This window comes from Carnobacterium gallinarum DSM 4847 (genome assembly GCF_000744375.1).
In the GTDB taxonomy this organism is placed as follows: domain Bacteria; phylum Bacillota; class Bacilli; order Lactobacillales; family Carnobacteriaceae; genus Carnobacterium; species Carnobacterium gallinarum.
In genome coordinates this window covers 393,297-406,824 of the sequence record NZ_JQLU01000005.1, presented here as the reverse complement: position 1 = coordinate 406,824, position 13,528 = coordinate 393,297, and the positions used below count along the sequence as shown (strand labels likewise).

Below are 13,528 nucleotides of genomic sequence, written 5' to 3'. Positions count from 1 at the left end.
AATAAATATTTGCAGAAATTAACTGCGTATCTAGTAAAACCTATGTAAGGTGTTAGAGATAAGAAGTCTGTAAATTTAATTTCTCAATCATTGAATCAACAAATTTTTGGAGTAGAGTTATATCCTACAATTTTTGATAAGGCAGCCTATTTGTGGTATACCTTTTCTAATTATCATTGTTTTTATAATGGAAATAAACGTACAGCTCTAGTAACAACTTACATTTTTCTGAGAGTAAATGGATATTGTTTAAATATAAATAGCAATTTTTATGCTATTTCCTTAAAGATTGTAGAATCAAATTTAGGAAAAGAAGAAATAAAAAAAATCATACAACAAAATACTATTGAGTTTAGACAAATTTCGATTGATAATATTTTGGAACAATTAGAAAAAGAGATCAATAAAAATAATTCTTTTAAAGATGTGATTATTAACTTATCGCTAACTTAGATTGAAACGGTATTAGTGAATAGAAAATACTAATACCGTTTTCTTTGCGTATCAACAATAGAAATATAAGATTTATATGAGGGTTTGAATCTTGAAACTGGCGATAGCTATTCTGGGTTTCTGGGTGGACTTGTCAGTAGCTCATACATGGGCAACGGAAGCGGAATTGGCGCAGGCTTTACAAGTGTTGGGATTTAGTTATGCGTCGTATCGGTTGGCTGTGGGGAGTGGGAGTAAAGAGCTTGGTGCTGAGGATAAAGATTCTACTAAAGAAAACTCTAAACTAACAAAGCCTAAACAATTACATCACTATGCAACTAATAAGAATAAAACCTATACTCCACAGTTCGAGGAGCTGGCAAAAAAATATGGCTTAGATTTGAATGATGATTGGAATAAGGAGTTGTTACCACATCAAGGGAGGCATCCTAATGCATCATACCATGACTATGTTTTAGAAAATATGAAACAATTTGATAATATCGCACAAGGGAATCAAGAGATTTTTTTAGCGTTATATACTAGTTTAAAGAATAATATTAGTTCTAATCCTGATATGTTATACAAGGAATATTGGTTAAAAGAATAGGAGGTTTAGAGATGAAGTACTACAAATTGTCAACAGATATGATCCGAAGTGAAGATATAATTTGTCACTATGAAAATGATTTTGGTATTCAGCAGAACGACTTAGTTATAGGGAAAAAATTTGATGGATGGGATGGTAGATTTAAATTTTCTTTTGATCAAAAAGAAGGTCATTTAGCTACTGATTATTTAGCTAATGATAAAGGCTGGTTTGTTGTGTCTCTTAAGTTAAAGAAACTCTTAGAAAGCTTAAATACGGACATTCAATTTTTACCTGTAGAAATAATTGAAAAAGATGGGAAGCAGAAATTACCTTATTATATAGGTAATATAATAAGGGTGGTAGATGCTTTATGTTTAGAAGAATCAGACTATTTTTCTACAGAAATTTCAACTATAGGAACGATTTATACAGTAAGTAAATTTGCTGTTTATGAAAAAAAAATACAAAAATCTGATGTATTTAAGTTAGCGAATAGACAGGAAGTACCAGTTTTTGTATCAGAAAATTTTAAGAATCTAATTGAGAAAAATAACATCACGGGGATTACTTTGACAGAAATTAAAGTAATCTAGGTAATAGACTTTTAAATTAATGCTGTTGCTGCAAAATTGACTTAATTGTCAAGTTGAGGAATAGCCGTTAGATAATTACCATTTAACAAAAATTAGTTATACTTATAATCAGGTACTAAAAGAGTCACTAATTAATGCTGGTATATCTGAAGTTCAAGCAAATAAAGCAGTAGTAGAGGCTATGAAACAGCAAAGCTCAGTGGGACTTTCTTCAGAAGATTTTGTTCCTAGAATACCGGGTAAGATTAACTTACCTAAATTAAAACCTTGAGGTGTTTAAATATGAAATTGGATCAAAATATGATTGAAATAATTAAAAAAATAGATTTTTTGTCACATTCCACTAACTTGGAAATTGGGTATCAAGAGATAAAAGATTTAAAATTAGCAGAAAAAAGTATAAATAGTTTAAAATGGGAGAATCTTTGCTTGGAAGAAAGAGGTAAAATTTCGGGTTATTTGGCTCAAAATAATAAAGAATTATTTAGTAATTGGAATCATTTAGTGAATGAAATTAAAGAAAAAATAATACCTTGCGTTGAAAAAAAACTAGACATTTTAATTTTAAAGGAAAAACTTTTAGAAGAAATGAAAGATCAAATCAAGTTTGATATAATAAATATTATTCTTTATAAATCATATTCTGAAGTAATACACTCTGATTTTTATGAAACTATATATGCTGTATATATGACGGGATATATTCCATGTGGATGGAGTGGACAATATCCCAAAGGTAAAATAAAAATAATATAGAAGGAGAAAGTAAAAATGGAAGAAAAACAAGATTATATTAATGAAAGTTTAAAACTTACTGATGAAGTATCTAAGATAATAAAATACAATTTGTATGATGAGCAGGCTAAGCAAATTTATGGTACTTATCTTATATTTTTGGGATGATAAACGGATTAGGACAGAAAAAGGGAGTCACACCTACCGATATTCAAGGAGGGATGATTCAAATTTTAAATGAAAAGCTGGATTATTCTACACTGGCTAGCGCACAATTTACAAAATTTTTAATAGAATCTACTGATAAAAAATATCATCCTACGATGTCTGCCATTATCCATCGAGGCTTAAATGGATATTTTATGTACAGTGAGAAGAAAGTCGATGAATTAAAAGAAGATTTTAGTGGGATTTTGAAAACAATTCAGGAACATATATAATTTAAAGCTTTTTAACGACTACAAATTATTTTTCAGATATTTAATTTATGAAATGGTATTAGTAACTTTTTACTAATACCATTTTTGGGTTATTAACAGATTAGTTTATTACATTGAGGAATTAAAGACGGAAAAGGCGTTAAGAATCCAGCGTTGTATCAATATTTAAAGCGAGCAGGGCATCATTTAGATCCGGATATGTTTGAATTTATCTCGTTGGACGAATGGGATAAAAAGGTGAAAGCTGGTTTTCGGGATGGGGTGAATCTTGAAACTGGGGATAGCTATTCTGGATTTCTAGGTGGACTTGTCAGTAGCTTGCAAGTCGTAGAGGACATGCATACATGGGCAACGGAGGCCGAATTGGCGCAGGCTTTACAAGTGCTGGGATTTAACCATGTAATAGACAGGCATTGTAATTCCAATAGAAATGCTGGACAGTTTACTATCAGTCAAGATAAATTAAAAAGTATTCTATCCAATAAAAGTACAGTGAACATTCCTGTTAAAGAAATACCTGGAAATCAATTTGAGAGAATAGTTGACATTGGAGAGATTGCAGGTACTGTAAAACCAAGTCTACCTAATGTAGGCGGTCAGTCAACAAATTACATTCGCATTATAACAGACAAAGCAGGTAATTTAGTTACTACGTATCCGATACCAAAGCCATAGGAGGATAAGAATGAACGAAGAAATCGTACAATTATATAAAAATTTTTCAAAAAATGAGCTTTCAATATTTTTCAAAAAATTGATTGAATATGTAAATAAATATGATTCTAATTTTAGAAATTATGTTTTTGAAAACAGTTTAAATAATATTGAAAAATTTAAAGAAGGTGAATTTTATCTAGGGACTACAGATGATAATTTAGAATGATTGACATCATTTTATGCAAAAGAGATGCTTGAAGCAACTGAAAAAGAAATTTGTGGTAATGTAATTCATATGATATGGGATGTTGCTACATTTATGACAGAAGAGTTATGTCCAAGTTGTCAAGATGCCAATTTAAAAATTTCATCTTCCACAGATCAAACAATTATTTATAAAACTTGTGATAATTGTTTAGTTACAATAGAAAATGATAAGTATGTTGAGAGACCGAAAGAAATGATACCCGCAACAAAAAGACAGATAAAAATTTTGTTGGAAAAATGCTAGATTTTACGACTTTTGGGAGATAGTATCAAAATATTGGTAGATGATAAAAGTCTTCAATTGTTAAAGCAAATGGTGGACATGTCAGTAGCTCGCAAGTTGTAGAGGACATGCATACATGGTCAACGGAAGCGGAATTGGCGCAGGCTTTACAAGTGTTGGGATTTAGTTATGCGTCGTATCGGTTGGCTGTCGGAGTAAAGAAGTTGGTGGGGCTGATGTTCCAAAAAATCATTCACAAATTAGGGAATACTGGAAAAAGGATATTGATTTTAAAGGAACAAAAGTTTATCAAAGAGATGGTATAATTGATATTAATAAAGTAGATGTTAAGGGACGTTCTAATCTTCAAAGAATGAACCAAGGATTGGCTCCTTTAGGACCAGATGGTAACCCTGTGAACTTGCATCATATGACCCAACGAGATATAAGCTCTATTGCAGAGGTAGAGCAGTCTTTCCATCAGATCAATTCTAAAACAATTCATATTAATCCTAATTCAGTTCCGTCTGGAATAGATAGGAAATCTTTTAATAAATGGCGTTCTGACTATTGGAAAAATAGAGTAAAAGATTTTAAGTAAAGGAGATTTTGTATTGATGACTGAAGAGTATAGTAAAGCAAAAAAAATAATTGAAGAGAATGATGATTTAGTAGATGATTTTGGAGGGGCCTCAGATGATATCATAAAAAAAGCTCAATTGGTTCTTAGTGTACAATTTCCAGAAGACTATAAACTTTTTTTATCTTGTTTTGGAGCTTTAACTTTTGGTTCTATAGAAATTTATGGAGTGTTTAGAGAAGACTTTGACAATTCTGGTGTTCCAGATGTTGTTTGGGTTACTTTAAATGAACGAAATTTGGTAAATATGCCAAAGCATTTAGTTATCCTGTACAATACTGGAATGGGAGAAATGTATTGTATGAACTATGAAGATTTGAATAGTGATAATGAGCCCAAAATTACATCTTATTTTCCAGGTTTTTCTGAAAATGCGCAAAAAAATGAAGTTTTATATGATAACTTTGGAGGATTTCTTTTAGATATGATAAAAGAAGAAATAGATTAAATTAAAAATTCAAAGGACTTTTCTAGTCTTTTCTAGTCTTTTCAAATATTTCAATACTATACAATCAGCTAAATTGTATAGTATTGAAATGGTATTAGTGAGTAATAACTACTAATACTGTTTTTCGTTTATAAAAAAAATAGGAGGAAAAACCTATGAAAGAAGATATTGATAAAAAAAAAATCTCATGAGAAGTATGTTGAAACTTTTGGGAAACAGGGTTTAGTTATGCGTCGTATCGGTTGGCTGTGGAGAAGTTGGTAGTGCTAAGGTAGTCAATCTAGATATTATGTTTTTGAAGGTCATTTTGATAGACTCTTAGCACAAATAGTAAATCTGTTTTTAATAGAAAAAAATCAAGATGGTTGGATAGTGGTTATTAGCAATGAGAACGCAGAAGTAATCAATATGGAGTTTGCCCAACGAATTAGAGAATATCCTTTAAAAGCAAATGGAAAAAAGAAAACTGTGGTCTTTTAGGTAAGAAAATGAAGTTAAAATAAAACCACCAAAATTTTGAATTTTGGTGGTTTTAAGCTAATTATTTAAAGAAAAACATATAACCTAGTAAGATAACCCCTAAAATAATACGATACCAACCGAATGCCTTGAAGTCATTATTTTTAATGTAACCCATCAAGAATTTGATTGCTAAGATTGAGACAACAAAGGCAACGATCATACCAGTTAATAGGATGACGATTTCCATACCAGTGAAGTTAAAGCCAAATTTTATCATTTTTAAAAGGCTGGCACCAAACATGACTGGGATTGATAGGAAGAAAGAAAATTCAGCAGCAATAAAGCGTGAACTTCCTAAAATGATAGCTCCTAAAATTGTTGCTCCAGAACGAGACGTTCCAGGAATTAAAGCTAAAACTTGAAAAGCTCCAATCAATAATGCTGTTTTATAGCTTAAATCTTTAAAGCTAGTAATTGAAGGTGTACGATCTTTTGCCCAATTTTCAATGACAATAAATAAAATTCCATAAATGATTAGTGTTGTTGCAACTGTACCAAAATTATAAAATTTATCATTTAAATAGTCATCGAATTTTAATCCAATAACAGCGGCAGGTAAAACTGCAACGATTACTTTAAACCATAAACTAAAAGTATCTTTGTTCTCTTGCTTTGTCTTCTTAGGCGAGAATGGGTTTAGCTTATGAAAATAGAGGACGACAACGGCCATAATAGCACCTAATTGAATAACTACTTGAAACATTTCTAAAAAGGCTTTTGATACATCTAGTTTTAGAAATTCATCAACTAAAATCATATGCCCCGTACTACTAATTGGAAGCCACTCGGTAATTCCTTCAACAATTCCTAGAATGACGGCTTTTAAAATATCTAACATACGTATAATTTCTTCCCTTCAAATGGTTTAGTTGCCTTTAAAGATCAAGGCGGACAGTTCTTAGTATAAGCTGTTTTCATAAAAACTCCAAATGTTTTCAGACGAATGGTTATTTTTTAATACTTTCTTAAATACCTTTTTGAAAAAAATTACAATTGGTTTTCAAAAAATTGAATCAACAAGCTACTTCCAGCTACACAGAACCAAGTAATTAAACCTAATAAAACCGGTTTTGCTCCAGTTTTGAGCATATCTTTTAGATTGGCAGATAGCCCAATTGCAGCTAATGCCATAGCAATCATAAACTTAGCTAACCAACTACTAGTTGAGATAAAAGCAGCAGGTAAAATACCAGTTGAGCTAATAATTGAAGCGATTAAGAAATACAAAATAAACCAAGGGAAGATTTGTTTTAATGACACTTTTTCGGTTGTTTGTTTCTTTTGATAAAAAGTAATTCCAGCAATGATTAATGAAATTGGGATAATCAATGTTGCTCGAGTTAATTTTACAATTGTAGCGAAATCCCCAGCAGCATTGCTAAAGCTATATCCAGCGGCAACAACAGATGAGGTATCGTTAATCGCTGTTCCTGCCCAAAGTCCAAAACCAGCATCAGACATGTTAAAAAGATGCCCTAAAAATGGAAAGAGAAAAACAGCGATAATATTAAATAGGAAGATAGTGGAAATCGATAACGCGACTTCGTCTTCATCCGCCTCGATGATTGGTGACACCGCAGCAATGGCCGATCCGCCACAAATAGCGGTTCCAACTCCAATTAGAATCTGCATTTTATTAGGGATTTTTAGCCATTTACCGAATAAAAAAGCCACTACAAATGCGACAAGAATCGTAAATAAAGTTACTTTTAATGAAGAAAGCCCAGTTTTTCCAACGTCTTGAATCGTTAGGCTAAATCCTAGTAAGATGATGGAACCTTGTAAAATTTTTTTTGATGAAAAAGCAATTCCAGACTTGAATTGTTCTTGAACTCCAAGAGTATTTTTTATTAAGATCCCAAATAATATTGCAAAAACAGCACTTCCAACAATTGGAAATAAGTTTCCTAACCAGGTTGCAACTAGTGCAATGATAAATACATATAATACACCTTTTAATTTCTCCATAAGCACTCCTTTGCTAGTCTAAAAATGGTGAAAGCTCTACTCTGTTTATTATAAACGTTAAAAATCCTCTGTCAAAAAAAGCCGTCAGAAGTAAGAAGCACTTCTAACGACTTTGGGGAGTGTGGTTAAGGTTGAGCCTTAATCATCAAGTAAATCATAAAAATATTGAAGGCTTGGATAATAAAGAAAACGCCTAAAATTAAGCCTAGTGCAATCCCTAGAATAAGTGGATTGAAGAATGAGATGATGGCAATGACAATTGCAATAATTCCAATTGTCAAAATCCATGTCCAACCTGGGAAATTGCGAATAGAAACAGCGGTCAACAAACGCATAATTCCAGAGAAAAGTACCCAAATTCCAAAGGCAAAAACTAATGTACTTTGTGCAATTCCTGGATTAAATAGGATAAACAATCCAGCAATCAATGAAGCCAGTCCGTCAAATAATACCCATTTAGAAATATTCCAAACTCTTCGTTCTTGGAAATAGGAGAAAGTTTCAATGATTCCGTTCGCTCCTAATAGCAATCCAATTAACATGGTTACTGTTGCTAGAGAAGCACTTGGATTGAAAATAAACCAGATTCCCATAATCAACATTAAAATAGCACTAATCAATAATAAATATTTAATTACATTTTTCAAATTACTCACCTCGCTATGTTATTTTGTCCTACATTAGCAAGTTTACTATAAATGTGTCGAAAAGGCTGTTCTAAACCCTTGAAATCCTTCGTTTTTTGGCAATAAATAAAAAAATGATGCTTTTATTTTGAAGGTTCCTACTATTATCGTAAAGGCATTTAAGGTAAGATGAAAGCGAATCATATTTTTTGAATGAGTTGCTAGGAGGATTGACAGATGGGTGTTTATTTAGAGTTACCAGATTTAAATGATGATTTTTTATTTAGAAGTTTTGTAAATGAAGGGGATATTTTAGTCTATCCTCATTGGCATAAAGAAATTGAGATTATTTATGTTCGTGAAGGTGATGTGAATATTGGCGTCAACGATGTTCCATTGCAATTGAAGCGAAATGATATTTATATGATTAATGGCGGTGATGTTCATTATTTCCTAGCTTCACCGGAAAGTGAGCGAATTGTCATTCAATTCGATTTAAGCTTTTTTCAAGATATTTCCACGCTAGAGCAGACGACTAAAAAACTACGGAACTTATTTTCCAGTATTGTGCAAGAAAGTAGTGGTTGGCCAGAAGACGTAGCACAGCGAGTTCGAGAATTATTAGTAACGGTTCATGAAGAAAATTTGGAACGAAGAGTAGGTTATCGCTATGTAATTAAGGCGAAGATGTTTGAGTTGTTGGCACTGCTTTATCGTGAAATTCCCCAAAATGAAAATACTCAAACAAGGCAAGAAATTTCAAGTACAAAACAAATGGAAAATCTTGAGCGTTTAGATAAAATTTTTACTTACATTGAAAATCACTATCATGAAACGATTACGTTAAATGAAATAGCAAGTTATATGGGATTTAGTAGTTTTTATTTTACAAAGTTTTTTAAGAAAAATACAGGAACAACCTTTATTCAATTTTTAACAGATTATCGCTTAAATAAGGCTAAGTGGATTTTGCTAAATGAAGATGCCAGTGTCACCGAAGTTGCTGAGCAGACTGGATTTAGCAGTGTTAAAACCTTTCATCATCAGTTTAAAGACTTAGTGGGAAGTTCTCCATTAAAATACAAAAAGACAATATCCGGGAATATTTAAACAAGAAATCGGGTAGAAAGCCCTTACTTTTTTCTTTATAGTTAAGCTATCATCAAGAATTTAAAGGAGGATATAAACAAATGACATTGAAAATTGGAATTATTGGCTGTGGCGGAATCGCTAACGGAAAACATATGCCTAGTTTGAAAGCGGTTAAAGAAGGGGAAATGGTGGCTTTTTGTGATATTGTGGAAGAACGTGCAGTCAAAGCAAAAGCAGACTTTGGTACTTCTGAATCAAAAATATACACAGATTATCAAGAATTACTAAAAGATCCAACAATTGATGTGATCCATGTTTGTACACCGAATATTTCTCATGCTGAGATTTCAATAGCAGCTATGGAAGCTGGTAAACATGTAATGTGTGAAAAACCAATGGCAAAAACAACTAAAGAAGCAGAATCTATGATTGAGGCAGCAAAACGAACTGGGAAAAAATTAACGATTGGGTATCAAAATCGTTTTAGAAAAGATTCAACTTATTTACAAACCATTTGCGAAAATAATGAATTAGGTGAGATTTACTATGCTAAAGCTCATGCCATTCGTCGTCGTGCTGTTCCAACTTGGGGAGTTTTTCTAGATGAAGAAGCTCAAGGTGGCGGACCGTTAATTGATATCGGTACTCATGCGTTGGATTTAACCTTATGGATGATGAATAATTACAAACCAAAATATGTTGTTGGCAATAGCTATCATAAATTATCGAATAAGGCTAATTCAGCCAACGCTTGGGGACCTTGGGATCCAGCGAAGTTTACGGTTGAAGATTCGGCTTTTGGTTTTATTACCATGGAAAATGGAGCAACAATTGCGTTAGAAGCTAGTTGGGCACTAAACACACTAGATACCGGTGAAGCTCAAACAACCCTTTGTGGAACTGAAGGCGGAGCAGATATGAAAGACGGCTTACGAATTAATGGTGAGGCTCATGGCGAAATGTATGAGAAAAAAATCCAACTAGATGCAGGTGGCGTTGATTTTTATGATGGAACTGGAGAAGATCCCGCAATTATTGAAGCACGTCAATGGTTGAATGCTATCTTGACGAATACTGAACCTGTCGTAAAACCAGAACAAGCATTAGTTGTTACCCAAATATTAGAAGCTATCTATCAATCAAGCCAAACTGGCGAGCCTGTTTTTTTTAATAAATAAAGACTCTTAAACTAAAAAGCAATCAGCTAGGATGAAGGATAATTTGATAAAATGCTATCAATATAACTGAATTCTAGCTGTTTTTTAGTAGTCTCTAGTTTAAGGAGTAGTGAGTATGTATGGAAATTAGGCGTTTAGAAAGAACAGACTATCCAATGGAATTGATTTATTTAGCTGATCCAGATGAATTAATGGTGGCAAAATATTTATCAGATAATCAAGTTTATGGATTAGTTGAAAATGAAGAAATAATTGGCGTTTGTGTGTTGTGTTTGAAAACTCAAAATAAAGCAGAAATTATGAATGTAGCAATTAAAGAAGAGTTGCAAGGAAGAGGACTGGGACGGTATTTATTAGAACAGGTTCTAATAGAAGCAAAAAAGCAAACTATAATTGAAGTTGAGATTGCTACGGGCAATTCTAGCTTAGGGCAATTGGTTTTGTACCAGTCACTGGGCTTTGAAAAATTTGCTGAAATTCCTAATTATTTTGTGGAGCATTATCCAGAACCAATCTATGAGAATGGACTTCAATGTAAGGATCAGATTTGGTTGAAACGAAGATTATTAAATGAAGTGGAGGATTAAATTAGATGAAGCCAATTGCATTACAATTATGGAGTGTACAAGATGTAGCAAAAGAAAATTTTTTTGACACGTTGGAAGCAGTCGCGAAGATGGGGTATGACGGGGTAGAATTTGCTGGCTATTATGATAAAAGTGCTAGTGAGTTAAAGGCTAAATTAGCTGAGCTAAATCTAAAAGTAGCAGGTTCTCACATTCCTTATGAGCGTTTTTTAGAGAATCTAGAGGAAGTCATTGCTTATGAAAAAGAGCTTGGCAATCAGAATTTAGTTGTACCGTGGGCAAGCTTTGAAACAGAAGATGGCTGGCAGAGTTTTGCTGAAAATATGACTGAGATTGCTAGTAAAGTTCAAGCAGCAGGATTAACATTTAGCTATCATAATCACAATCATGAGTTTGAAAAAATAGAAGATGACTTTATTTTAGAGATGTTACTGAAAGCGGTACCTGGTTTGAATTTTGAACTGGATACGTACTGGATTCAATACGCCGGTGTAGATGTGGTTAATTTTATGGAGCAGTATAAGGGGCGTATGAAATTAGTGCATTTAAAAGATATGAAGGAAAACCCTGTAGAAAGCACAGAAATTGGCAATGGAGTTTTAGATATTGCTGGATTTGTGCGAGAAGCGATTGAAGATGGCGTAGAGTGGCTTGTTATTGAACAGGAAGCTTTTACTCAATCAACGTTAAAGAGTGTTGAGATTGGTTTAACGAATTTGCAACGTATCTTAGCAGAAGGTTAGTTAAAGAGAGGATGAAGTAATTTGGTAAAGGTAACGATTTGGAATGAGTATCGACATGAAAAAACAGATGAGGCTGTAGCAAAAATCTATCCAGAGGGAATTCATCAACAATTGGCTAGTTTTTTAAAGGCAGCAGGGATGGCTACGAAAACAGCAACTTTAGACGAGCCTGAACATGGTTTAACAGAAGCAGTGTTAGCTGAAACGGATGTCTTAGTATGGTGGGGACATGTAGCGCATGACGAAGTGGAAGATGCTATTGTGGAACGTGTGCAAAAACGGGTCTTAGAAGGAATGGGCCTAGTTGTTCTTCATTCAGGACATATGTCTAAACTATTTATGAAATTAATGGGAACTAGCTGTGATTTGAAATGGCGTGAAGCTGGTGAAAAGGAACGTCTATGGGTAATGGACCCAAGTCATCCAATTGCTGATGGAATTGGTGAGTATATTGACTTAGAGCATGAGGAAATGTATGGGGAGCATTTTGATATTCCAGTACCAGATGAATTGATTTTCACTGGTTGGTATGAAGGCGGAAATGTTTTTCGTAGTGGAATCACATATAAGCGTGGTAGTGGTAAGATTTTTTATTTCCAACCGGGACATGAAACTTATCCAACCTACTATAATGTAGAAATTCAAAAAGTGATTATCAACGGAGTGAATTGGGCAAAACCAACAATTCGTGATTATCCTGTATATGGAAATGCAAAAGCGTTAGAAGAAATAAAAAATTCTGGGAAATAAAATGCATATAGTTTAAAGGAGGAAAATGATTTATGAAATTAGGTGTATTTACGCCCTTATTTGCTGATTTAAGTTTTGAGGAAATGTTAGATCGTGCAGAGGCGGCTGGTTTAGATGCAGTTGAGATTGGAACAGGTGGAAACCCAGGGAATCATCATTGCCCAACAGATGAGTTATTAGCAAGTGAGGAAAAGCGGACAGCCTATCTAGCTGAATTAGAAAAACGTGGATTAACGATTAGTGCTTTTAGTTGCCATAATAATCCAATTTCTCCTGATAAAGAGGAAGCTCGTGATGGAGATGAGATTTTACGTAAATCCATCCAATTAGCAGCGTTAATGGGTGTACCTGTGGTGAATACTTTTTCAGGAACGGCAGGGGACAGTGAAGATGCTAAAGCACCGAACTGGCCAGTCATTCCATGGCCAACAGTTTATTCAGATATTAAAACATGGCAATGGGAACATAAATTAATTCCTTATTGGAAAGAAATTGGTGAATTTGCTACTGAGCATGGGATTAAGATTGGGATTGAATTACATGGTGGATTCTTATGTCACACACCTTATACGATTTTAAAATTACGCGAAGAAACCTGTGATGCAATTGGTGTCAATCTTGATCCAAGTCACTTATGGTGGCAAGGGATTGATCCTGTTGGTGCAATTAAAATTCTAGGTAAGGCGGGAGCGATTCATCATTTCCATGCAAAGGATACGTACCTAGATCAGGACAATATCAATATGTATGGGTTAACTGATATGCAACCTTATGGCGATGTTCAAACACGCGCATGGACGTTCCGCTCTGTTGGCTGTGGTCATAGTATGTCAGAGTGGTCAGAGATTATGAGCGCATTACGAACATATGGCTATGATTATGTAGTAAGTATTGAACATGAAGATCCTTTAATGTCAATTGATGAGGGCTTCAATCGCGCTGTAACTAATTTGCAATCAATCTTAATTAAAGACGCACCTCTAGATATGTGGTGGGCATAATAATATAGAAGCAAAGTGAAATCTATTGTCTAAT

21 protein-coding genes are annotated in these 13,528 nt (G+C 33.5%); 18 read left to right on the top strand and 3 right to left on the bottom strand.

Annotated features, from left to right (window positions below; genetic code table 11):
- Positions 1-90 precede the first annotated feature (90 nt).
- The 12 genes from BR43_RS06815 (at position 91) to BR43_RS06770 (ending at position 5,027) form a co-directional block, all read left to right on the top strand.
- Positions 91-453 carry a type II toxin-antitoxin system death-on-curing family toxin gene (locus BR43_RS06815; protein ID WP_051933852.1) on the top strand — a complete coding sequence of 121 codons (363 nt, stop codon included), beginning with the start codon at positions 91-93 and terminating at the stop codon, positions 451-453.
- A 91-nt stretch (positions 454-544) separates the two neighbouring features.
- The gene (locus tag BR43_RS06810; protein ID WP_211252913.1) at positions 545-1,042 is read left to right on the top strand and encodes an AHH domain-containing protein; all 498 of its coding nucleotides are present in this window, start codon (positions 545-547) and stop codon (positions 1,040-1,042) included.
- A gap of 11 nt (positions 1,043-1,053) precedes the next feature.
- Positions 1,054-1,617 carry an imm11 family protein gene (locus BR43_RS06805; protein WP_034560492.1) on the top strand — a complete coding sequence of 188 codons (564 nt, stop codon included), beginning with the start codon at positions 1,054-1,056 and terminating at the stop codon, positions 1,615-1,617.
- Between the two features lie 282 nt (positions 1,618-1,899).
- Positions 1,900-2,373, top strand: coding sequence for a hypothetical protein (locus tag BR43_RS06800; RefSeq protein ID WP_034560490.1), 474 nt, complete (start codon positions 1,900-1,902; stop codon positions 2,371-2,373).
- 15 nt (positions 2,374-2,388) lie between these two features.
- On the top strand, positions 2,389-2,520 hold the full coding sequence (locus tag BR43_RS20590; protein ID WP_281173954.1) for a hypothetical protein: 132 nt from the start codon (positions 2,389-2,391) through the stop codon (positions 2,518-2,520).
- Positions 2,517-2,792 (top strand): Imm48 family immunity protein, encoded by a 276-nt coding sequence (gene imm48, locus BR43_RS06795; protein ID WP_211252912.1) that lies wholly within the window; start codon positions 2,517-2,519, stop codon positions 2,790-2,792. The genes BR43_RS20590 and imm48 overlap by 4 nt, the downstream gene beginning before the upstream one ends.
- A 153-nt stretch (positions 2,793-2,945) precedes the next feature.
- A complete protein-coding gene (locus BR43_RS20305) occupies positions 2,946-3,467 on the top strand; it encodes a hypothetical protein (RefSeq protein ID WP_051933851.1) in 522 nt (173 codons plus the stop codon).
- Between the two features lie 10 nt (positions 3,468-3,477).
- Complete coding sequence (locus tag BR43_RS20300) at positions 3,478-3,675, top strand: hypothetical protein (protein ID WP_211252911.1); 198 nt, start codon at positions 3,478-3,480, stop codon at positions 3,673-3,675.
- A 24-nt stretch (positions 3,676-3,699) separates the two neighbouring features.
- The gene (locus tag BR43_RS20295) at positions 3,700-3,960 is read left to right on the top strand and encodes a hypothetical protein (protein WP_211252910.1); all 261 of its coding nucleotides are present in this window, start codon (positions 3,700-3,702) and stop codon (positions 3,958-3,960) included.
- Positions 3,961-4,067: 107 nt separating this feature from the next.
- The gene (locus tag BR43_RS06780) at positions 4,068-4,265 is read left to right on the top strand and encodes a hypothetical protein (protein WP_034560487.1); all 198 of its coding nucleotides are present in this window, start codon (positions 4,068-4,070) and stop codon (positions 4,263-4,265) included.
- Positions 4,266-4,312: 47 nt separating this feature from the next.
- Entirely contained in the window at positions 4,313-4,540 is a 228-nt protein-coding gene (locus tag BR43_RS06775) for an HNH/ENDO VII family nuclease (protein WP_051933850.1), read from the top strand.
- 16 nt (positions 4,541-4,556) lie between these two features.
- Positions 4,557-5,027 carry an SMI1/KNR4 family protein gene (locus tag BR43_RS06770; RefSeq protein ID WP_034560485.1) on the top strand — a complete coding sequence of 157 codons (471 nt, stop codon included), beginning with the start codon at positions 4,557-4,559 and terminating at the stop codon, positions 5,025-5,027.
- Positions 5,028-5,568: 541 nt separating this feature from the next.
- Here the strand turns inward: BR43_RS06770 and BR43_RS06765 are convergent.
- The 3 genes from BR43_RS06765 to BR43_RS06755 form a co-directional block, all read right to left on the bottom strand.
- Positions 5,569-6,387 carry an undecaprenyl-diphosphate phosphatase gene (locus BR43_RS06765; protein WP_034560483.1) on the bottom strand — a complete coding sequence of 273 codons (819 nt, stop codon included), beginning with the start codon at positions 6,385-6,387 and terminating at the stop codon, positions 5,569-5,571.
- Between the two features lie 149 nt (positions 6,388-6,536).
- The gene (locus BR43_RS06760) at positions 6,537-7,517 is read right to left on the bottom strand and encodes a YeiH family protein (RefSeq protein ID WP_034560481.1); all 981 of its coding nucleotides are present in this window, start codon (positions 7,515-7,517) and stop codon (positions 6,537-6,539) included.
- 125 nt (positions 7,518-7,642) lie between these two features.
- Positions 7,643-8,164 carry an HdeD family acid-resistance protein gene (locus BR43_RS06755; RefSeq protein WP_034560479.1) on the bottom strand — a complete coding sequence of 174 codons (522 nt, stop codon included), beginning with the start codon at positions 8,162-8,164 and terminating at the stop codon, positions 7,643-7,645.
- A 216-nt stretch (positions 8,165-8,380) separates the two neighbouring features.
- Between BR43_RS06755 and BR43_RS06750 the strand changes: the two genes are divergently transcribed.
- The 6 genes from BR43_RS06750 to BR43_RS06725 all read left to right on the top strand — a co-directional run bounded on the left by BR43_RS06750 (position 8,381) and on the right by BR43_RS06725 (position 13,494).
- On the top strand, positions 8,381-9,253 hold the full coding sequence (locus tag BR43_RS06750; RefSeq protein ID WP_034560478.1) for an AraC family transcriptional regulator: 873 nt from the start codon (positions 8,381-8,383) through the stop codon (positions 9,251-9,253).
- Positions 9,254-9,333: 80 nt separating this feature from the next.
- The gene (locus BR43_RS06745) at positions 9,334-10,413 is read left to right on the top strand and encodes a Gfo/Idh/MocA family protein (protein ID WP_034560476.1); all 1,080 of its coding nucleotides are present in this window, start codon (positions 9,334-9,336) and stop codon (positions 10,411-10,413) included.
- Positions 10,414-10,532: 119 nt separating this feature from the next.
- Positions 10,533-11,000 (top strand): GNAT family N-acetyltransferase, encoded by a 468-nt coding sequence (locus tag BR43_RS06740; protein ID WP_034560474.1) that lies wholly within the window; start codon positions 10,533-10,535, stop codon positions 10,998-11,000.
- Between the two features lie 5 nt (positions 11,001-11,005).
- Entirely contained in the window at positions 11,006-11,743 is a 738-nt protein-coding gene (locus tag BR43_RS06735) for a sugar phosphate isomerase/epimerase family protein (protein WP_034560473.1), read from the top strand.
- A 21-nt stretch (positions 11,744-11,764) separates the two neighbouring features.
- Positions 11,765-12,493, top strand: a complete 729-nt coding sequence (locus BR43_RS06730; RefSeq protein ID WP_034560471.1) for a ThuA domain-containing protein — start codon at positions 11,765-11,767, stop codon at positions 12,491-12,493.
- Between the two features lie 32 nt (positions 12,494-12,525).
- Complete coding sequence (locus BR43_RS06725; protein ID WP_034560469.1) at positions 12,526-13,494, top strand: sugar phosphate isomerase/epimerase family protein; 969 nt, start codon at positions 12,526-12,528, stop codon at positions 13,492-13,494.
- Positions 13,495-13,528 lie beyond the last annotated feature (34 nt).